Here is a 19,911-nt window from a genome sequence, read left to right as displayed (position 1 = left end):
ACATGCCTGCCATCGTTCTGTTATCAAAGGCTCTGCCGTGACCGTTGGCCCCTCCCGCTCAGGTTCGTCACTGCTATTGGCGCTGCTCGTCAGCCCGCCAGTGTGGGCCGATGACTTGTTTGTCGACAGCCAACCCCTGCCTCAGGTCCTGACCGCCACGCGCCTGAAGCAATCGCCAGCGGCGGTGCCGGGCAGCATGACCGTGCTGGACAGCGAACTGATCAAGGCCAGCGGCGCCCGGGACATCAGCGAGCTGCTGCGCCTGGTCCCCGGCATGATGGTCGGCAACCTCAGCGGCAATCAGCCCACGGTGAACTACCACGGCACCAACGCCAGCGAAGCCCGCCGCATGCAGGTGCTGATCGACGGCCGCTCGGTGTACCGCGCCGGCCTCGCCACCGTGGACTGGAGCGACATCCCAGTGGCCATGGAGGACATCGAGCGAATCGAAGTCTTCCGCGGTCCCAACACTGTCAGCTATGGCGCCAACGCGCTGATGGCGGTAGTCAACATCATCACGCGGGCGCCGGCCAACAGCCACGGTACCCGGGTGAAACTCACCCAGGGCCAGCGCGGCATCAGCGACTGGTACGCCAGCCAGGGCACCGGCTGGGACGGTGGCGATCTGCGGCTTTCCTTGTCCGGCCAGGAAGACGATGGCTTTGACAGCAACCGCAATGGCGCCGACTACCGCGACAGCCGCCGCTTGAACCGCATCAACCTGTCGGTCAGCCAGACGCTGAATGAACAGCAGAGCATCGACTGGCAGTTGAACGCCAAGGACGGGACCAACCAGCGGCCTTATACCTACCGCCCGGTATTTGCCGGGATTACCGCCGCTGGGGATAACTCGGACGTCATCGCCAAGGACTATGCCGGTTCGGTGCGCTGGAACCTGGACCTTAATCCCGACCACAGCTTGTATGTGCAGAACTCGATCCAGCACTGGGATCGCCAGCAGACCTGGCGCGCCTGCGATGCCGAGGTGTCCTTCAGCCCGCAACTGACCGACCTGTGGCTGCTCAATCCCAACTACGCCGAGAAGCTGGCGCGCAACATGCCCGGCTTCACCAGCACCGGGGCTCCAGCCGGTACGGCGCAGGAACAGGCGTTGGCCAACCAGGTGCTCGACCAATGGCGCAACGGCGCCTCGCGAACCGTGTGCGGGGATATCGACCAGAGCGCCCGGGAGTCACGCTACGACCTGGAGATCCAGGACACCCTGAGCCTGTCCGACAGCCTGCGACTGGTGACCGGGGCGAACTATCGCTATGACCGGGCCGACTCCGAGACGTACTTCAATGGCACCCTGGATGACACCACCTGGCGGCTGTTTGGCCAGTTCGAATGGCGGGCCACCGAACACTGGCTGCTGCAGGGCGGCGCGATGTTCGAAGACACCCGCCTGACCGGCAGTTCGCTGACGCCGCGGGTGGCGGTCAACTACCTGATCACGCCACGGCATGGCCTGCGGGCGGTGTACTCCGAAGCGGTACGCTCACCGGACATGTTCGAAAACAACGTCAACTGGAGCTACCAGGTCACGAACCTGCAACCCACCGCCTTTGGCCGAAGCAGCGCGCGTTACTTTGTCCAGACCCGTGGCCCGGGGAACCTCGAGCAGGAGCACATGCGTTCCCGGGAATTGGGCTACAACGGTTATTTCATGGACCTGGGCCTGACGGTTGACGTCAGGCTGTTCCATGACGAAATCACCGGCATGATCAGCGAACCGCTGCGCAACAATCAGTACATCGCCAGCAACGCCAACGAATCGCAGTTTTCCGGCGCGGAAACCCAACTCGACTGGCGCATGACCAACGCCGACCGCCTGCGCGTGACGTATGCCTACGTCGACGCCCTGGCCAGCGCCCCCCTCGACGAACAACTGACCGCTCGCAACAGTGGTTCGGCCGGCTGGCTGCGGGACTGGGGCCAGGGCTGGAACAGCTCGGTGTTCTATTACGGCGCGGACGCCCTCAACGGCTACCGGTTCGAGCGGATCGATACCCGCCTCGCCCGGCGCATCCCCCTGGGCAAAGCCAGCCTGGAGCTGGCGGGTGTCCTGCAACAACGCCTCGACAATCAGCCCACCACCTTCATCGACAACCGCTACGACTCCCGCCATGTCATGTACTTCAGCGCGGAGTTGTCCTTCTAGATGGCCCGGAGCCAACCGCGCAAGAGGCCATTTCCTGGCCGCCTGCCGCCGATACTGTGCCTGTTGCTGGCGGGCCTGCTGGCAACGTTCGAGGCCCGCGCCGCTGAAATCCTGTTGACCGGTGCCCAGGACAGCCCCGGCGTGCAGTCCTTTACCCAGGCCCTGAAGGCCCTGCGCCCCGAAGACGATGTGCGCTTCACCCCATTGGCGAGTCTGCCGGCACCGGACAAGTTGCCGGCCAATATCCGCCTGGTCCTGCTGGACCTGCCCAGCCTCGACTGGCGCCTGCAAGCGTCCCAGGGACCGGCCACGCTGGTGCTGCGGATCAGCCGCCTGCAAGCCCGGGACCGCCTGGACGAGGCAATCCCCGCGCACTTGAGCCTGCTGTGGAGCGATCCGCCGGTAGCGCGACAATTGCGCCTGATTCGCACGATCTTCCCGCAAGCGCGCAGGGTCGGCGTGCTGTTCGACGGGCACAGCGAGTTCCTGCTCAAGGAGATCCGCCAGGCCGCCGCACCGCTGGGTCTGGAGATCGTCACCGAGCGCTGGGAAGACACCAGCGACAGCCGCCCGCTGCAAAGCCTGCTGGGCCAGAGCGATGTACTGCTGGGCCTCGACGACCCCGACCTGTACAACCCCAAGACCGTGAAGAACCTGTTGCTCAGCAGTTACGGCCGGCAACGTGCGCTGATCGGGCCGAGCGCGGCGTTCGTCAAGGCCGGCAGCCTGGCCAGCACCTACAGCGACCAGGAAGACTGGCTGGCGATTCTCGACGATCTGCTCGACCGTCCCGTCGCCACCTGGCCACGCACGCTGTATCCGGCTCGCTTCAAAGTCCTGGACAACCGACAAGTCGCCCGCTCCCTGGGGCTGGAACCGATTGACGCCGCTTCCGTCGCTACGCAGTTGGCTGAAGGAGAACACCGCCCATGACCTTGCGTCGCCGTTGGGATATCAGTACACGCACCCAGCTCATCGCCCTTGGCCCGGCGCTGTTGCTGACCGTGCTGTTGATCAGCTTCTTCACCTTCGTGCGAATCCAGGACCTGCGCCAGGAACTCAATCACACCGGGCAACTGATCGCCAACCAACTGGCTCCCGCCACCGAATACGGCGTGATTTCCGGCAACAACGATGTGCTGGAAAGCCTGCTCACCGCTACCCTGGCCACGCCCCACGTACGTTTTCTGGAAGTACAGGACAGCACGCACCGGGTGTTGGTGCACGTCGAGCAGCCCGAGCAGAATCGTGTCCACTCCCAGCAGATCGAAATGTTCCAGGCGCCGGTTCGCCTGCAGCGCATCACCCTTAACAACGATTTCCTGCAAGGCAACAGCACGCCCATCGAGGCACCGGGCGAAGATTACCTGGGCCGGGTGATCGTCGGCATGTCCAGTGATGCCTTCAGCCAGCGGCAGCAGGAAATCCTGTTCAAGGCCGCGATCCTGGCGTTGTTCGCCCTGCTGTTCACCTTCCTGGTGGCGCGTCGCCTGGCCTCTGACCTGTCCCGGCCGATCCGCGACATCGGTAATGCCGTCAAGGCCATCCAGCAAGGCGACTACAGCAAGCCGTTGCCTATCGTTGACGACGCCGAGCTGGGGGCCTTGTCGCGCCACATCAACAACCTGGCCGACGGCCTGGAACAAGCCAGTCGGGAACAGCATCAGGCCATGGCGCAACTGATCAAGACCCGGGAAGAAGCGGAAAAGGCCAACAGCGCCAAGTCGGAATTCCTGGCCATGATGAGCCACGAGTTGCGCACGCCCATGAACGGTGTGCTGGGCATGCTGCAACTGCTGGAAACCACCCGGATGACCGATGAGCAGCACGAGTACACGGCGCTGGCGTCGGAATCCACCGAACACCTGCTGAAGGTGATCAACGATATCCTCGACTTCTCGCGCATCGAACGCTCGGCCCTGGAGCTGGAACATATCCCGTTCAACCTGACCGAGCTGGTGGGCAGTTGCGCCCAGTCGTTCCAGCACAGCGCCGCCCAACGCAAATTGGGCCTGGACCTGCTGATTCCGGATGACATGAAGGCCTTGCAGGTGCAAGGCGATCCAACGCGGATCCGGCAGATCCTGGTGAACCTGATCGGCAACGCGCTGAAGTTCACTGAGCAGGGACGTGTCACCGTGCAGTGCCAATGGCAGGCCCTGGACCACGAACTGCTGTGGTTCACCTGCACGGTGCGCGACAGTGGCATCGGTATTTCGCCCGAAAGCCTGGAACGCATGTTCGACGCTTTCCAGCAGGCCGACAGCTCGATTTCCCGCCGCTACGGTGGCACCGGCCTGGGCCTGCCGATCGCGCGCACCCTGGCCGAACGCATGGGCGGCACCCTGCGAGCCCAGAGCGAGGAAGGCCAGGGCTCGGTGTTCACCTTGGAAATTCCGCTGGCCCTGTCCACCCAGGGCCCGGCGGAGAGGGTGCCGCGGCTGTCCCACGGCAGCGAGGGTGGCGAAGGCCGCAAGGTGCTGCTGGTGGAGGACAACCCGGTGAACCAGACCGTGATCGAAGCCATGTTGCGCAGCCTGGGCTTTACCGTCAGCATCGCCGCCGACGGCGCCCAGGCCATCCGTAGCGCTGAGAGTCTGATGTTTGAATTGATCCTCATGGATTGCCGCTTGCCCGTGGTCGACGGCTATGAAGCCACGCGGCGGATCCGCCAGTTGCCGGGCTGCAGCGAGATACCCATCGTCGCCCTGACCGCCAACGCCTTGCAGGGCGATCGCGAAGCCTGCCTGGCGGCGGGTATGAACGATTACCTTGCAAAGCCGTTCAAAAGGGTTGATCTGCAGCATATTCTGCAGCGTTGGGTGCATTAGTAGCCTGTGTAGCTGGCGTGAAAGACGAAAGTGCGGCAGTCTTAGGCACCCGAACGAGCCTCGATTGAGGCTTGAATAAAAATTTCAGTGCACAGGTGTACATTCATTTTCCGTGTGCTGTGACTTTCACTACAACGCAATAGTCTATGAGTAGGCTGTCGATTCGAGGCATGACCGCTTCGGTCGGTCGGGAAGATTCGCCCAACCCTGCCGCATGGGACTATTGAGGAGCTCGCATGACCAAACAAAACGCCTTTACCCGGGAAGATCTGCTGCGCTGCAGTCGCGGTGAGCTGTTCGGCCCAGGTAACGCGCAACTGCCCGCCCCGAACATGCTGATGGTGGATCGCATCACCCATATCAGCGAAGAGGGTGGCAAGTACGGCAAAGGTGAATTGGTCGCCGAGCTGGATATCAATCCGGACCTGTGGTTCTTCGCCTGCCATTTCGAAGGCGATCCGGTCATGCCGGGCTGCCTGGGCCTCGACGCCATGTGGCAACTGGTCGGCTTTTTCCTCGGCTGGCAGGGTCTGCCGGGCCGCGGTCGCGCCCTGGGTTCGGGCGAAGTGAAGTTCTTCGGTCAGGTCCTCCCGACCGCGAAGAAAATCACCTATAACATTCATATCAAACGCGTCCTCAAGGGCAAGCTGAACATGGCCATTGCCGATGGTTCGGTGACTGTCGACGGTCGCGAGATCTATACCGCCGAGGGCCTTCGGGTCGGCGTTTTCACCTCCACTGACAACTTCTAAGGGTTATCCGCATGCGCCGCGTCGTTATCACTGGTCTTGGCATCGTTTCTTGCCTGGGCAATGACAAAGAGACCGTCTCCGCTAACCTGCGTGCAAGTCGCCCTGGCATCCGGTTCAACCCGGAATACGCCGAAATGGGTCTGCGTAGCCAGGTTTCCGGCTCCATTGACCTCAATCTCGAAGAACTGATCGATCGCAAGATCTACCGTTTTGTCGGCCATGCAGCGGCTTACGCCTACCTGGCCATGAAGGACGCCATCGCCGACTCCGGCCTGACCGAAGAGCAGGTGTCCAACCCGCGCACCGGTCTGATCGCCGGCTCCGGCGGCGCCTCGACCTTGAACCAGATGGAAGCGCTGGACATCCTGCGCGAGAAAGGCGTCAAGCGCGTCGGTCCGTATCGCGTCACTCGGACCATGAGCAGCACCGTTTCCGCCTGCCTGGCCACGCCTTTCAAGATCAAGGGCCTGAACTACTCCATCGCTTCTGCCTGCGCCACCAGTGCCCACTGCATCGGTACCGCCATGGAACAGATCCAGATGGGCAAACAGGACGTCGTGTTCGCCGGCGGCGGTGAAGAAGAACACTGGAGCCAGTCGTTCCTGTTCGACGCCATGGGCGCCCTGTCCAGCAAGCGCAACGACACGCCGGAAAAAGCCTCCCGCGCCTACGATGCCGACCGTGACGGTTTCGTCATTGCCGGTGGTGGTGGCATGGTGGTGGTCGAGGAGCTGGAACATGCCCTGGCCCGCGGTGCAAAAATCTACGCGGAAGTCGTTGGCTATGGCGCCACGTCCGACGGCTACGATATGGTTGCCCCAAGCGGCGAAGGTGCTATCCGCTGCATGCAGATGGCCATGTCCACCGTCGACACCCCGATCGATTACCTGAACACCCACGGCACTTCGACTCCGGTCGGCGACGTCGCGGAAATGAAGGGTGTGCGTGAAGTGTTCGGCGACAAAGCGCCGGCCATCAGCTCCACCAAGAGCCTGTCGGGTCACTCCCTGGGCGCCGCCGGCGTTCACGAAGCGATCTATTGCATGCTGATGATGGAAGGCAACTTCATCGCCGGCTCGGCCAACATCGACGAGCTGGACCCGGAAGTGGCCGACCTGCCGATTCTGACCAAGACCCGCGAAAACGCCACCATCAATACCGTGATGAGCAACAGCTTCGGTTTCGGCGGCACCAACGCCACGCTGGTACTGAAGCGCTGGCAGGGCAAGTAAGCCCCGCCGCTAGGCCGCACACGAAAACGCCCCGACTGGTTCGGGGCGTTTTTTTGCCTGTCATTTTTCCCCTGTGGGAGCGAGCCTGCTCGCGATCCAGACACCTCAGCGCTCAAGACCGCGTTGACCTCATCGCGGGCAAGCCTTGCTCCCACACAACACCGCCAGGAAATTATCCCGCGCCACCTTCCTCGCCACGTCCTCAGGCAAGGCATCCAGAAACGGATCGAAGCCGTGCAGCTCCTTCCCGAGCTTGCCGAAGCGTCCGACCACATCCGACCCCACCATGAAACGCTCTGGAAAGCGCTCCACCAGCTTTACCCACTCCGGCCGAGGCGTGCCCGCTTCGTCGAGCAAATAGGGCGTGAGCAGGCTCCAGGACAGGTCTATGTACAGATTCGGATAGGACTCGAGCAGCCGGGTCAGGGTTGGCAACAGGAAATCCAAGCGGGTCTGATGCCGATGAATCTCCATGCTGGTGCCAGCGTGGGCCCAGATGAAGCGGGTATGCGGATGCCTACGCAACGGCTCTTCGATTTCTGCCAGGTAAAGCGGATTCTTCTCACGCTTGGAGGTGATGTTGGAATGCAGCATCACCGGCAGGTCGTGCTCGGCCGCCAGGTGATAGATCATCGTCATGGCTTCGTTGTTGGCGCGCGGGGTATCGCCCGAGGTCAGCGCCGTGAGGTCATCGTGGCGGGTGAAGACTTCACCGATGCCTTGCCACAACCCCGGGTAGAGATCGAGCATGCGCTGGACATGGGCAGCGGAGTTCTTGTCATTGGGGTTGAAACCCGAGAGGAAAGGATGAAAATGCCGGCGTTGTTCGGCGGTCAGCTTGCCCACCGCCGTCGCGACAATCACATCGGTGGCGCTGTACCAATAGGCGTCCGCATCGTCACCGGCGTAATAACGTGGACGCTTGGGCTCATCCTCGTGCCATTTCTTGGCAACCGGGATGCCTGAGATCATCACATGCTCGATATGATTGTCGGCCATCGCCTGGAGCAGCTTGGGCATGCCGGCGGTTTCCTGAAAGAAGTCGACGTAATGCAGGTGCGCATCGCTGTAGGCATATTCGCGGGCCATGGCGGCGCTGCTCGACACGAGCAGCAACCAGGCGAAGATCAGACGGGTCAACGGGTCATCTCCAAAGGCCATGAGCAGGATAGACCCCTCCCCTCCCGCCCGGGTTCAAGTCGCCCGTGCCGCTAACCGCGACGGCGGGTTATGCTCGCCGCATCCGTTGTTCAATCCGGGAGACACCATGACCGCGCCCCTGACCGTTCGCCCTCGCGCAGAAGATGTCGAAGGCCAGCCGATTCTTCGCCCGTTGCCGTCGGCCAAATGCCGCAGCGTCGGACCTTTCGTGTTTTTCGACCACATGCTGCAGACCACCTACCCGGCCGGCAAAGGGATGAATATCCGCCAGCATCCCCACATCGGGCTCTCCACCCTCACCTACCTGTTCGAGGGAAAAATCCAGCACAAGGACAGCCTGGGCTCGGACCAGGTGGTCGAGGCCGGGGATGTCAGTTGGATGACTGCCGGCAGCGCCATTGCCCATGTCGAGCGCACACCGGCAGCGCAACTGGGCAGCGACTTCGTCATGCACGGCTTGCAAGTCTGGCTGGCCTCGCCCCAATCCCACGAACAAGGGCCGGGGCACTACAGCCATCATCCGGCACGTACCCTGCCGGTCAGCGACAACCTGGGCGTCGTTATCCGCATGATCGCCGGGTCGGGCTTCTGCCTGGAATCGCCAGTACCGGTGCTGTCTCCTACGCTCTATGCCGAACTCAACCTGCAAACCGCGACGACGCTGCTGATTCCCACCGAGCATGCAGAACGGGCACTGTACGTATTGAGCGGCGAGGCGCTGTTGGACGGTGAGCCGCTGGAGCCGCACTCGCTGGTAATACTGCCGGTCGGCGAAAAGATGACCCTGTTTGCCAGCAGCGACTGCCATGCCGTGCTGTTCGGCGGCGCACCGCTGGACGGACCGCGCCGGATGAACTGGAATTTCGTCTCCAGCGATCCGGCCCGGATCGACGAAGCCCGTCGACGCTGGGCGGCCGGAGACTGGCCGACCGTGCCGGGGGAAAGTGAGCGGATCGAGTTGCCCTGAGTTCAGTAGCGTCTGGATGTCCGCCATCGCGAGCAGGCTCGCTCCCACATTGGATTGGGGAACGACGCCCTCCTGTGGGAGCGAGCCTGCTCGCGATGACGGCAGGCCAGACAACAACAAAATCAGATCAAGCCCATCTCAGTTCGCAAACACTTCATCCAGCAAATGATGCATCGACCGGAACGCCCGCTGGGCCACCTTGGGGTTGTACATCATCTTGCCTGGCACATTGGCGTGGGGGTCGGTGAACGAATGCACCGCGCCACCGTAGCTCAGCAGTTGCCAATCGACCCCGGCGGCGTTCATTTCGTCTTCGAAGGCCGGCAGTTGTTCTTTCGGTACCAGCGGGTCTGAAGCGCCGTGCATCACCAGCACGGAGCCCTTGATGTTTTGCGCATCCGCCGGGTTCGGCGTATCCAGGGTGCCATGGAACGAGATGGCGGCCTTCAGCGGCGCGCCCGTGCGGGCCAGCTCCAGGGCACAGCAACCGCCGAAGCAGAAGCCGAACGTGGCGAGTTTCGCAACGTCGACCTGCGCCTCACCCTGCCCTTGCAGTTGCTCGAATGCCACCTGCATGCGCTTGCGCAACAGGGCCCGGTCCTGCTTGAGCGGCATCATCGCGGCCCCCGCCTCATCGGCATTGGTCGGGCGCACGGTCTGGCCGTACAGGTCGGCGATCAACACCACATACCCTTTGGCCGCCACCGACTTGGCGATGTCCTCGGCCCCCGCCCCAACCCCCATCCAGTTCGGCGCCATCAGCAAGCCCGGACGCGGGCCCTGCTGGGCGGCATCGAAGGCCAGGCGGCTTTCGTAGGTCTGGCCGTCGATCTGATAGACCACTGAACGAACCGTAATCTGACTCATGACTGTCTCCTTTTTAATGGATACCAGAAATGAAAACCCCGCCGAAGCGGGGTTTTCCTTACCTCATCAAGCTGACAGTTCAACCAGCAGCTTGTTCAGGCGACGCACATAGGCCGCCGGGTCCTTCAGGCTGTCGCCCGCCGCCAGGGCCGCCTGGTCGAACAGGATGTGCGACAGGTCGCCGAAGCGCTCTTCGCTCTGCTCGTTGTCGAGTTTTTCCACCAGCGGGTGAGCCGGGTTGAACTCGAAAATCGGCTTGGAATCCGGGACTTTCTGACCGCTGGCTTCAAGGATCTGGCGCATTTGCAGGCCAAGGTCCTGTTCACCGATGGCCAGGATCGCCGGGGAGTCGGTCAGGCGGTGCGAGACACGCACTTCACTGACGGCATCGCCCAGGGCTGTCTTGATCCGCTCCACCAGGCCTTCCTTGCTCTTGGCGACTTCTTCGGCGGCTTTCTTGTCTTCTTCCGAATCCAGGTTGCCGAGGTCCAGGTCGCCACGGGCCACGTCGACGAAGCTCTTGCCGTCGAACTCGTTGAGGTAGCTCATCAGCCACTCATCGATACGGTCGGTCAGCAGCAGCACTTCGATGCCTTTCTTGCGGAAGACTTCCAGGTGCGGGCTGTTCTTGACCTGTGCATAAGTTTCACCGGTCAGGTAGTAGATCTTGTCCTGACCTTCCTTGGCGCGGGCCAGGTAATCGGCCAGACCGACGATCTGCTCGCCATCGTCACCCTGGGTCGAGGCAAAGCGCAGCAGGCCGGCGATCTTCTCTTTGTTGGCGAAGTCCTCGGCCGGACCTTCTTTCATCACCTGGCCGAAGTTCTTCCAGAAGCTCTTGTATTGCTCGGGCTCGTTCTTCGCCAGTTTTTCCAGCATGTCCAGGACACGCTTGGTCAGCGCCGACTTCATGGAGTCGATGATCGGGTCTTTCTGCAGGATTTCCCGCGAAACGTTCAGGGACAGATCGTTGGAATCCACCACACCCTTGATGAAACGCAGGTACAGCGGCAGGAACGATTCGGCCTGGTCCATCACGAACACCCGCTGCACGTACAGCTTCAGGCCACGTGGTGCTTCACGCTGGTACAGGTCGAACGGAGCGCGGGCCGGTACGTACAACAACGAGTTGTATTCCAGCTTGCCTTCGACCTTGTTATGGCTCCAGCTCAGCGGGTTCTCGTAATCGTGGGCGATGTGCTTGTAGAACTCCTGGTATTCCTCGTCCTTCACCTCGGTGCGTGGGCGAGTCCACAGGGCGCTGGCGCGGTTGACGGTTTCCCATTCCACTTCAGGCTTTTCTTCGCCTTCGGCGGCGGTGACTTCCTTCGGCAGCTCGATCGGCAACGCGATATGGTCGGAGTACTTCTTGATGATGTTGCGCAGGCGCCAGCCATCGGCGAATTCGTCTTCACCGGACTTGAGGTGCAGCACGATGCGGGTACCGCGATCAGCCTTGTCGATGGTGGCGACTTCGAACTCGCCTTCGCCCTTGGACGACCAGTGCACGCCTTCGCTTGCAGCGAGGCCGGCACGGCGGCTGAATACTTCGACCTGCTCGGCGACGATGAACGCGGAATAGAAGCCGACGCCGAACTGACCGATCAGGTGGGAATCCTTCTTCTGATCCCCCGACAGGTTTTTCATGAAGTCGGCAGTGCCGGACTTGGCGATGGTGCCCAGGTGCGTGATCACCTCTTCGCGGCTCATGCCGATACCGTTGTCTTCGAGGGTGACGGTCTTGGCGTCCTTGTCGAAGCTCACACGGATTTTCAGTTCAGCGCCGCCTTCCAGCAGTTCTGGCTTGGACAGGGCTTCGAAACGCAATTTGTCGACAGCATCGGAGGCGTTTGAAATCAGCTCGCGAAGGAAAATTTCCTTATTCGAATACAGCGAGTGAATCATCAGGTGCAGCAGTTGCTTCACCTCGGTCTGGAAGCCCAGGGTTTCCTTTTGAGTTTCCACGCTCATGGTCATCAAACTCCAAGTGGATGGTGGTGTCCGCCTCGCTGAGATGGCGGCGGGATGTCCTCAAGGTGGGGGCAACGATGGGGATTTCAAGGGTGGTCCGGCTTTGCCGGCTCCTGGATCTTGAAATGTGCCCGCGCGGTTGCGATCGGCTCGGCTTCCACGTCTTGCCAGGCAGTGATGGCAACGTTGGCCACCCGTCGGCCCTGGCGCCAGACCTGGCACTTGGCATAGGTGTCGCGAAATTGCCCGGCGCGCAGGTAATCCAGGGAGAAATCAATGATCTTCGGCACGCCCGGCGCGCGAGTGACGATCAACAGATGAACGGCTGCCGCCAGCTCCATGAAGCCGGCAATGACGCCGCCATGGATCGCCGGCAGTAAAGGGTTACCAATGTTGTCTTTGTTGGCCGGCAGGCGAAAGAGCAGGTCATCGCCCTGGCGCACGCATTCGACGCCGATGAGCTGTGCATAGGGGATCGCGGCCAGCAGTCGCGCATGATCGCCCTGCTCGCAGGCCTGGCGCAGTTGTTCCCGGGTGATATTGGTCATGGTGTGTCCCTGGCAGCCATCGGACCAGCCTTCGTGATCCCCCTGGCGTGCTGGCCCAGGCGCATGAAAGTACCCACCACGTGGGCGATGGGTTGATCGGGGTCGTCCTGATAGGCGAAACCACGGGTGAAAATCACGTCTGGCGTCACCCGATAGCATTGCGCGAAACCATAGACATCCTTGTTCGGCTCGGCGGCGTGCATGTAGTCGATGCGCAGGTCCAGGGTCGGACAGACCTCGAACTCCGGCAGCACGCAGAGGGTCGACATGCCGCAGGCGGTGTCCATCAATGAGGTCAGCGCCCCGCCATGAAGGACGCCGGTGAGCGGGTTGCCCACGATCCGGGGGCTGAAAGGCAGTATCAGGGTCAATCCTTCGTGACTGGCACTGTGCAACTTCAGGCCCAGCACCTGGCAATGTCTCAGCGCGGAGAGAAAACGCGTCGCGCGCTCAAAAACGGGGTCTTCGGCCATGGGTTCAATGCTCTTGTCTGTAACGGGACCTGATAACAGGCGCTATTCATAAAGTTCCATTGCATAGCAAAGTTATATATCTGTCGCAAAAGAGGAACTTAACCCGAGGCGGATTGCTCAAACGGCCAGTAGTTATATCCATAAGGAGAAACACCCCATGCGTAAGACTTTAGCTATTGCCTTGATGTTGGCCGCCTCCCTCGGTCTCGCTGCCTGCGATAAGAAATCCGAGGACAAAGCTCAAGATGCCAACCAACATGCTGAGCAAGCTCAGCAGGACATGAACAAAGCACAGGATAAAGTGAACGACGCGGCGAAAGAAAACGCTGAAGCCGCCAAAGATCAGGCTGAAGCGAACAAAGCCGCTGCTCAGGAACAAGCGCCTGCCACAGCGCCTAAAACCAACTGATCGGTTTTAGCGGCAAAAGAAAACCCGCCAAGTGCGGGTTTTCTTTTGCCTGCGATTCAGCCGACCGTTGTCATGCCGTGTCCTTGACGACATCGGATGCCGGTACTTCCGTCGGGGTATAGACCATGACGTCCAGCACATCGGAATGGAACTCGCGTTGATAGAGCACAAACACCACGCCGGCACTCATCAACATGAATAACCAAGGGCTGACGAACCACGCCAACATGGTCATGCCGAAGTAATAAGAACGCAGGCCGAAGTTGAACTGGTTGGCGGCCATCGAGATAACCCGCGCGGCCCGCAATGCAAAGGCCTTGCGTTCCTGCTCCGAGACATGGCGCTCACCGATCATCGGCGCCGAGCCCACCAGGACCGCCGCGAAGTTGTATTGGCGCATGCACCAGCTGAACGTGAAGAACGCGTACACGAACACCAACGCCAGGCACAGCAGCTTGACCTCGGCCATGCCTTGAGAAGCCTGCTGTACCAGCGGCAGGTCCGCCAGCAAAGACACCGCGCGGTCGGATGCACCAAGTACCGTCAGGATACCGGCCAGGATGATCAACGTGCTGGAGGCAAAGAATGACGCGTTACGCTCCAGGTTTCCGATCACGCTGGCGTCGGCGATACGGTTCTCGCGCAGCAGCATCCGGCGCATCCAGTCTTCACGATACAAGTGCATCACGCTGGCCAGGCAGGCCGTATCACGGGCCTTCCACGTGGCATAACGGGTATAGCCGCCCCAGCAGACGATGAACCAGACAGCGGCCAGGAGATGGATCAGATTGGCTTGGATGAATGACATGCAATTCCTTGTGTAAAAAGAACATGGAGCAGTTGCTGCGCCTCCTGTGGGAGCGAGCCTGCTCGCGATTGCGGTGGATCAGCTATCCATTCATTGGTTGACTTACCGCTATCGCGAGCAGGCTCGCTCCCACAGGAGAACTTCATTTGCGCAGGACACTGCTTCGACGTTAGCCCAAGGAAAAAGACACCGCTGCATAAAAAAATGCCCCGTATCGATTGATACGGGGCATTTCGGTTTAGCGGGAACGGTTTGTAGCCGTTTAAGCCAATGCTTCGCTGCGCTTGCCCAGCAGGCGATCACACACCACGGCCACGACCAGGGTCATGACCGATGGCACCAGCCAGGCCAGCCCCTGATCGCTCAGCGGCAGATGAGCCAGTTGCGCCGGCATCCAGTCCGCCAGCCCCGCGCCCTTGAGCGCGTCGACCAGACCAAACAGGAACGACACCAGCATCACCGGGCCGACGATGCGCCCCTGTTCGAGCCAGAAGTCCTTGCAGAAGCTCAGGGCCACCAGGGCGATGCACGGTGGATAGATGGCGGTCAGCACCGGGATCGAGAAAGCAATCAACTTGGTCAGGCCGAGGTTGGACACCAGCAACGAGAACGCCGCCAGGATCACCACCAGTGTCTTGTAGGACAGTGGCAGCACGCGGCTGAAGTATTCGGCACAGGCGCAGGTCAGGCCCACCGCGGTCACCAGGCAGGCCAGGGAGATCAGCACGGCGAGGAAACCGCTGCCCAGGCCGCCGAAGGTGTGTTGCACGTAGGCATGCAGCACGGCAGCGCCGTTGGTGGCGCCCAGTGCCACTTCGTGGCTGCCCGAACCCAGGCGGAACAGGCTGATATAGACCAGCGCGAGGCCGAGCCCGGCGATCAACCCGGCAATGATTGCGTAGCGGGTGATCAAGGCCGGCGATTCGACGCCCCGGGAGCGGATCGCGTTGACGATGACGATGCCGAACACCAGGGCACCGAGGGTATCCATGGTCAGGTAGCCATTGATGAACCCTTGGGAGAACGGTGCCGCGACATACTCCGGCGTGGCCACGCCAATGCCGCCGGCGGGCAAGGCAAACGCGGCGATCCCCAGCACGGCCAGGGCGATGATCTTCAGCGGCGCGAGGAAACGTCCAACGGTGTCCAGCAATCGACCCGGGTAGAGCGAGATGAAGAACACCAGCAGGAAATACACGGCGCTGTAGAGGAACAATGCCAGCGGGCTTTCGCCGGTCAGCGGCGCCAGGCCGACTTCGAATGAGACGGTGGCGGTACGCGGCGTGGCGAACAGCGGGCCGACGGCCAGGTAGCAGACCGCTGCCAGCAGACCGCCGGCAATCTTGCCGATGGGGCTGCTCAAGGCATCCATCGCCCCGCCGACCTTCGCCAGGGCGACCACGGTGATCACCGGCAATCCGACCGCCGTGATCAGAAAGCCCAGCGCCGCCATCCAGACATGGGGCCCGGACTGCAAACCGACGATAGGTGGGAAGATGATGTTGCCGGCCCCGACGAACAGGGCAAATGTCATGAAACCAAGCGCCAGGATGTCCTGGCCTTTCAACACTTTCATTAAGGAAACCACACTGCTGAATCGGAATTTAGAGAGGGATTTCCCCATGGGTGAGGGAAATGCTGCCGACCCGTATGGGATCGACCCGTTTAGCGCGTCGCGTCCTTGTGGGCAGCGGTCGCAAAAATGGCTGCTAGCCTAACCAATTCGGAGCACAAACGCACTGTTACGGGGCAAACTATCCGATACACGACGTTTCAGTGTCGCGTTTACATATCTATTTTTCCAATGCCGATTCCCTGTGGACAGCGGATGACCTGTGGCGAGGGGATTTATTTGTGGGAGCAAGGCTTGCCCGCGACGAAGACGGCTCGGTGCCTGCGAAAACGAGGCGCCTGCATCGCGGGCAAGCCTTGCTCCCACACTTGCTTCCACACAAATGCCAGAAACGACAAAGGCCACCCGAAGGTGGCCTTTGTTGCTGGAACGAATCAGTCAGCCGAAGCTTACTTCTTCATTTCCCAGCCAGTCAGCTCGGCCAGGGCCTTGCCGATGTCTGCCAGCGAACGCACGGTTTTCACGCCTGCGTCTTGCAGCGCAGCGAATTTCTCGTCTGCAGTGCCTTTGCCGCCAGAGATGATTGCGCCAGCATGGCCCATGCGCTTGCCCGGAGGAGCAGTCACACCTGCGATGTAGGAAACAACCGGCTTGGTCACGTTTGCCTTGATGTAGGCAGCCGCTTCTTCTTCAGCCGAACCGCCGATCTCACCGATCATGACGATCGCTTCGGTCTTCGGGTCTTCCTGGAACAGCTTCAGGATGTCGATGAAGTTCGAGCCTGGGATCGGGTCACCGCCGATGCCGACGCAAGTCGACTGACCGAAACCGGCGTCAGTGGTCTGCTTCACAGCTTCGTAGGTCAGGGTGCCGGAACGGGAAACGATACCGACCTTGCCTGGCAAGTGAATGTGACCTGGCATGATGCCGATCTTGCATTCGCCTGGAGTGATCACGCCTGGGCAGTTAGGGCCGATCAGGGTGATACCCAGCTCGTCGCACTTGACCTTGGCTTCCAGCATGTCGATGGTCGGGATGCCTTCGGTGATGCACACGATCAGCTTGATGCCGCCGAACGCCGCTTCAAGGATGGAATCCTTGCAGAAAGGAGCCGGAACGTAGATCACGCTGGCGGTGGCGCCAGTGGCTGCAACAGCGTCCTTGACGGTGTTGAAGACGGGCAGGCCCAGGTGCTCGGTGCCGCCCTTGCCAGGTGTTACGCCGCCAACCATCTTGGTGCCGTATTCGATGGCTTGCTGGGTGTGGAAACTACCTTGCGAACCGGTAATACCCTGGCAGATAACCTTGGTGTCTTTATTGATCAGGACGCTCATTATTTGCCCTCCGCAGCTTTAACGACTTGTTGAGCAGCGTCGGTCAGGCTGGTAGCAGCGATGATGTTCAAACCGCTTTCTGCCAGTACTTTAGCGCCCAGCTCAGCGTTGTTGCCTTCGAGGCGAACAACAACCGGGATTTTCACGCCAACTTCTTTCACGGCGCCGATGATGCCTTCGGCAATCATATCGCAACGAACGATGCCGCCGAAGATGTTGACCAGTACTGCAGCGACGTTGGTGTCGGACAGGATGATCTTGAACGCTTCGGTTACGCGTTCCTTGGTAGCACCACCGCCCACGTCAAGGAAGTTGGCTGGCTTGCCGCCGTGCAGGTTGACGATGTCCATGGTACCCATGGCCAGGCCGGCACCGTTGACCATGCAGCCGATGTTACCTTCCAGGGCTACGTAGTTCAGTTCGAACTTGGCAGCGTGCGCTTCGCGCGGATCGTCTTGCGACGGATCGTGGAAAGTCTTCAGCTTAGGCTGACGGTACATGGCGTTAGCGTCGATGTTGATCTTGGCATCGAGGCAGTGCAGGTCGCCGTCGGCCTTGATCACCAGCGGGTTCACTTCCAGCAGCGCCAGGTCATGGTCCTGGAACAGCTTGGCCAGACCTACGAAGATCTTGGCGAATTGAGTGACCTGCTTGCCTTCCAGACCCAGCTGGAATGCCAGTTCGCGACCCTGGAATGGCTGAGCGCCAACCAGTGGATCGATCGTGGCCTTGAGGATTTTCTCAGGGGTATCGTGAGCGATTTTCTCGATGTCCACGCCACCTTCGGTGGAGGCCATGAACACGATGCGACGGCTCGAACGGTCAACGACAGCGCCCAGGTACAGCTCTTTAGCGATATCAGTGCACGATTCAACCAGGATCTTGGTGACTGGCTGACCATTGGCATCAGTCTGGTAAGTTACCAGACGCTTGCCCAGCCACTGCTGTGCGAAGGCCTTGGCGTCTTCTTTGCTGCGAACCAGCTTGACGCCGCCCGCTTTACCGCGACCACCGGCGTGAACCTGGGCTTTGACAACCCATTCGCTGCCGCCGATTTTGTCGCAAGCTTCTGCTGCTGCTTCCGGGGTGTCTACCGCGTAGCCTGTGGATACTGGCAGGCCGTACTCAGCGAACAGCTGCTTACCCTGATACTCGTGAAGATTCATGCTTATTACCGTCTTCGTTAGGTACTGCGCATTCGGTGCTGCACCGTTTTCAGTGCCGCACCACCTGTGACTGCTGCTTGCGTAGCCTTCCGGGCAACCGGTCGAGCTACGCAAGACTGCGTCCAGCGGACATTCCGCGGTGAGTCTTGCGCGCAAGGCTCACGACGGGCCGAACCGCCGTGGTTTCTTATTATTTATTAACGCTTCTTGCGGTTGGCCACGTGGATGGCGCCGCCATTTACGGCCAGGGCCGCTTCGTGCAAGGCTTCGGACAGGGTCGGATGGGAGAAGACCATCATGCCCAGATCTTCAGCGCTGGTGCCGAATTCCATGCCGATCGCGCCTTGCTGTACCAGCTCGGCAGCGCTTGGGCCGATGACGTGAACGCCCAATACGCGATCCGTCTTGGCATCGGCGATGACTTTCACGAAACCGCCGGTATCGTTGGCTGCCATGGCGCGGCCACTGGCGGCGAACGGGAAGGTGCCGACGTTAACTTCAACGCCTTCGGCTTTCAAGGCCTGCTCGGTTTTACCGACCCATGCGATTTCCGGGTGGGTGTAGATAACCGATGGGATCAGGTCGTAGTTCATCTGGGCCTTGTGACCCTTGATGCGCTCGACGACGACGATGCCTTCTTCGGACGCCTTGTGCGCCAGCATCATGCCGCGGACCACGTCACCGATGGCGAAGACGCCCGGTACGGTGGTGGCGCAGAAATCGTCAACCTTGATGAAACCGCGCTCGTCGAGCTCCACGCCGCTATCGGCAGCCAGCAGGTCAGTGGTCACCGGACGACGGCCGACCGCAACGATCAACTTGTCGAAGGTGATGGTCTGTTCGCCATTGGCGTCGGTGTAGTTGACCACGACTTCTTCGCCGTTGACTTTCGAACCGGTCACGCGAGCGCCCAGCTTGATGTCCAGGCCCTGTTTGGTCAGGGTTTTCAGCGCTTCCTTGGATACCGCGGTGTCGGCAGCCATCAGGAAGGTGTCGAGGGCTTCGAGCACGGTTACCTGGGCACCCAGGCGCGACCATACCGAACCCAGCTCCAGGCCGATGACGCCGGCGCCGATCACGCCCAGACGTTTTGGTACGCTCTGGAATTCCAGGGCGCCGGTGGAATCGACGATCACGTTCTGGTCGACAGGGGCTGGCGGAATGTCGATCGGGCGCGAGCCCGGTGCCAGGATGACGTTTTCGGCTTCGATCACTTCAACCGAACCGTCTGGTTTGGTCACTTCGACTTTCTTGCCCAGCAGCAGCTTGCCGTGGCCCTGGATCGAGGTCACGCCGTTGGCCTTGAACAGGGTGGCAACACCACTGGTCAGGTTCTTGACGATGCCGGCCTTGCGGCCAACCATCGCGGCGACGTCCATCTTCACTTCACCGGTAGAGATACCGTGAACGTTGAAGCTTTCTTTCGCTTCCTTGTATTTCCAGGAGCTGTCCAGCAGCGCCTTGGAAGGAATGCAACCGACGTTCAGGCAGGTACCACCAAGGGCCTGCTTGCCCTCCGCGTCGGTGTATTTCTCGATGCAGGCAGTGGAAAGGCCAAGTTGCGCAGCCTTGATGGCCGCTACGTAGCCACCAGGGCCCGCACCAATCACTACCACGTCGAATTTCTGAGTCATGAGTCATTCCTTCTCGAATCAAAC

General features: G+C 60.9%; 17 protein-coding genes. 7 read left to right on the top strand and 10 right to left on the bottom strand.

Features of this window, described 5'->3' with window-relative positions:
* The first annotated feature begins 37 nt into the window (after positions 1–37).
* From CGA22_RS20760 to fabB, 5 genes are all read left to right on the top strand, one after another.
* Entirely contained in the window at positions 38–2,161 is a 2,124-nt protein-coding gene (locus CGA22_RS20760) for a TonB-dependent receptor plug domain-containing protein (RefSeq protein ID WP_041024935.1), read from the top strand.
* A complete protein-coding gene (locus CGA22_RS20755) occupies positions 2,162–3,094 on the top strand; it encodes an ABC transporter substrate-binding protein (RefSeq protein WP_041024936.1) in 933 nt (310 codons plus the stop codon). It begins immediately after the preceding gene.
* Positions 3,091–4,992, top strand: a complete 1,902-nt coding sequence (locus CGA22_RS20750) for an ATP-binding protein (protein WP_041024937.1) — start codon at positions 3,091–3,093, stop codon at positions 4,990–4,992. Before CGA22_RS20755 ends, CGA22_RS20750 begins: the two co-directional genes overlap by 4 nt.
* A 236-nt stretch (positions 4,993–5,228) precedes the next feature.
* Positions 5,229–5,744, top strand: coding sequence for a 3-hydroxyacyl-[acyl-carrier-protein] dehydratase FabA (fabA, locus tag CGA22_RS20745; RefSeq protein ID WP_024780603.1), 516 nt, complete (start codon positions 5,229–5,231; stop codon positions 5,742–5,744).
* 11 nt (positions 5,745–5,755) lie between these two features.
* Positions 5,756–6,976, top strand: coding sequence for a beta-ketoacyl-ACP synthase I (gene fabB, locus CGA22_RS20740; protein WP_041024938.1), 1,221 nt, complete (start codon positions 5,756–5,758; stop codon positions 6,974–6,976).
* 129 nt (positions 6,977–7,105) lie between these two features.
* Here the strand turns inward: fabB and CGA22_RS20735 are convergent, their stop codons facing one another.
* Positions 7,106–8,137 carry an amidohydrolase family protein gene (locus CGA22_RS20735; RefSeq protein WP_041024939.1) on the bottom strand — a complete coding sequence of 344 codons (1,032 nt, stop codon included), beginning with the start codon at positions 8,135–8,137 and terminating at the stop codon, positions 7,106–7,108.
* Between the two features lie 106 nt (positions 8,138–8,243).
* On the opposite strand from CGA22_RS20735, the gene CGA22_RS20730 reads away from it, so the two are divergent.
* Positions 8,244–9,104, top strand: a complete 861-nt coding sequence (locus CGA22_RS20730; protein ID WP_041024940.1) for a pirin family protein — start codon at positions 8,244–8,246, stop codon at positions 9,102–9,104.
* A 138-nt stretch (positions 9,105–9,242) separates the two neighbouring features.
* On the opposite strand, the gene CGA22_RS20725 is transcribed toward CGA22_RS20730, so the two are convergent.
* The 4 genes from CGA22_RS20725 to CGA22_RS20710 form a co-directional block, all read right to left on the bottom strand.
* The gene (locus tag CGA22_RS20725; protein WP_041024941.1) at positions 9,243–9,971 is read right to left on the bottom strand and encodes a dienelactone hydrolase family protein; all 729 of its coding nucleotides are present in this window, start codon (positions 9,969–9,971) and stop codon (positions 9,243–9,245) included.
* Positions 9,972–10,037: 66 nt separating this feature from the next.
* Positions 10,038–11,942: a molecular chaperone HtpG gene (htpG, locus tag CGA22_RS20720; protein ID WP_024780608.1), complete on the bottom strand. Its 1,905-nt coding sequence runs from the start codon at positions 11,940–11,942 to the stop codon at positions 10,038–10,040.
* A gap of 86 nt (positions 11,943–12,028) precedes the next feature.
* Positions 12,029–12,490, bottom strand: coding sequence for a PaaI family thioesterase (locus CGA22_RS20715; RefSeq protein ID WP_041024942.1), 462 nt, complete (start codon positions 12,488–12,490; stop codon positions 12,029–12,031).
* The gene (locus CGA22_RS20710; protein ID WP_041024943.1) at positions 12,487–12,963 is read right to left on the bottom strand and encodes a PaaI family thioesterase; all 477 of its coding nucleotides are present in this window, start codon (positions 12,961–12,963) and stop codon (positions 12,487–12,489) included. The genes CGA22_RS20715 and CGA22_RS20710 overlap by 4 nt, the downstream gene beginning before the upstream one ends.
* A 157-nt stretch (positions 12,964–13,120) precedes the next feature.
* Between CGA22_RS20710 and CGA22_RS20705 the strand changes: the two genes are divergently transcribed.
* On the top strand, positions 13,121–13,372 hold the full coding sequence (locus CGA22_RS20705) for a hypothetical protein (protein WP_041024944.1): 252 nt from the start codon (positions 13,121–13,123) through the stop codon (positions 13,370–13,372).
* Positions 13,373–13,442: 70 nt separating this feature from the next.
* On the opposite strand, the gene CGA22_RS20700 is transcribed toward CGA22_RS20705, so the two are convergent.
* The 5 genes from CGA22_RS20700 to lpdA all read right to left on the bottom strand — a co-directional run bounded on the left by CGA22_RS20700 (position 13,443) and on the right by lpdA (position 19,887).
* On the bottom strand, positions 13,443–14,180 hold the full coding sequence (locus CGA22_RS20700) for a DUF599 domain-containing protein (RefSeq protein ID WP_041024945.1): 738 nt from the start codon (positions 14,178–14,180) through the stop codon (positions 13,443–13,445).
* Between the two features lie 262 nt (positions 14,181–14,442).
* Positions 14,443–15,756: a branched-chain amino acid transport system II carrier protein gene (brnQ, locus tag CGA22_RS20695; RefSeq protein ID WP_041024946.1), complete on the bottom strand. Its 1,314-nt coding sequence runs from the start codon at positions 15,754–15,756 to the stop codon at positions 14,443–14,445.
* A gap of 446 nt (positions 15,757–16,202) precedes the next feature.
* Positions 16,203–17,087: a succinate--CoA ligase subunit alpha gene (sucD, locus tag CGA22_RS20690; protein ID WP_003179236.1), complete on the bottom strand. Its 885-nt coding sequence runs from the start codon at positions 17,085–17,087 to the stop codon at positions 16,203–16,205.
* Positions 17,087–18,253 carry an ADP-forming succinate--CoA ligase subunit beta gene (sucC, locus tag CGA22_RS20685; RefSeq protein WP_003179235.1) on the bottom strand — a complete coding sequence of 389 codons (1,167 nt, stop codon included), beginning with the start codon at positions 18,251–18,253 and terminating at the stop codon, positions 17,087–17,089. Before sucC ends, sucD begins: the two co-directional genes overlap by 1 nt.
* A gap of 197 nt (positions 18,254–18,450) precedes the next feature.
* Complete coding sequence (gene lpdA / locus CGA22_RS20680; protein WP_041024947.1) at positions 18,451–19,887, bottom strand: dihydrolipoyl dehydrogenase; 1,437 nt, start codon at positions 19,885–19,887, stop codon at positions 18,451–18,453.
* Positions 19,888–19,911 lie beyond the last annotated feature (24 nt).

This window comes from Pseudomonas sp. PSB18 (assembly GCF_014596565.1).
Taxonomy (GTDB): domain Bacteria; phylum Pseudomonadota; class Gammaproteobacteria; order Pseudomonadales; family Pseudomonadaceae; genus Aquipseudomonas.
This window is presented reverse-complemented; position numbering and strand designations above follow the sequence as displayed.

Excerpts from the sequence above, each read along its gene's own strand:
- CGA22_RS20755 (WP_041024936.1), top strand. The coding sequence starts at position 2,162 with ATGGCCCGGAGCCAACCGCGCAAGAGGCCATTTCCTGGCCGCCTGCCG.
- CGA22_RS20750 (WP_041024937.1), top strand. The coding sequence starts at position 3,091 with ATGACCTTGCGTCGCCGTTGGGATATCAGTACACGCACCCAGCTCATC.
- fabA (WP_024780603.1), top strand. The coding sequence starts at position 5,229 with ATGACCAAACAAAACGCCTTTACCCGGGAAGATCTGCTGCGCTGCAGT.
- fabB (WP_041024938.1), top strand. The coding sequence starts at position 5,756 with ATGCGCCGCGTCGTTATCACTGGTCTTGGCATCGTTTCTTGCCTGGGC.
- CGA22_RS20735 (WP_041024939.1), bottom strand. The coding sequence starts at position 8,137 with ATGGCCTTTGGAGATGACCCGTTGACCCGTCTGATCTTCGCCTGGTTG.
- CGA22_RS20730 (WP_041024940.1), top strand. The coding sequence starts at position 8,244 with ATGACCGCGCCCCTGACCGTTCGCCCTCGCGCAGAAGATGTCGAAGGC.
- CGA22_RS20725 (WP_041024941.1), bottom strand. The coding sequence starts at position 9,971 with ATGAGTCAGATTACGGTTCGTTCAGTGGTCTATCAGATCGACGGCCAG.
- htpG (WP_024780608.1), bottom strand. The coding sequence starts at position 11,942 with ATGAGCGTGGAAACTCAAAAGGAAACCCTGGGCTTCCAGACCGAGGTG.
- CGA22_RS20715 (WP_041024942.1), bottom strand. The coding sequence starts at position 12,490 with ATGACCAATATCACCCGGGAACAACTGCGCCAGGCCTGCGAGCAGGGC.
- CGA22_RS20710 (WP_041024943.1), bottom strand. The coding sequence starts at position 12,963 with ATGGCCGAAGACCCCGTTTTTGAGCGCGCGACGCGTTTTCTCTCCGCG.
- CGA22_RS20705 (WP_041024944.1), top strand. The coding sequence starts at position 13,121 with ATGCGTAAGACTTTAGCTATTGCCTTGATGTTGGCCGCCTCCCTCGGT.
- CGA22_RS20700 (WP_041024945.1), bottom strand. The coding sequence starts at position 14,180 with ATGTCATTCATCCAAGCCAATCTGATCCATCTCCTGGCCGCTGTCTGG.
- brnQ (WP_041024946.1), bottom strand. The coding sequence starts at position 15,756 with ATGAAAGTGTTGAAAGGCCAGGACATCCTGGCGCTTGGTTTCATGACA.
- sucD (WP_003179236.1), bottom strand. The coding sequence starts at position 17,087 with ATGAGCGTCCTGATCAATAAAGACACCAAGGTTATCTGCCAGGGTATT.
- sucC (WP_003179235.1), bottom strand. The coding sequence starts at position 18,253 with ATGAATCTTCACGAGTATCAGGGTAAGCAGCTGTTCGCTGAGTACGGC.
- lpdA (WP_041024947.1), bottom strand. The coding sequence starts at position 19,887 with ATGACTCAGAAATTCGACGTGGTAGTGATTGGTGCGGGCCCTGGTGGC.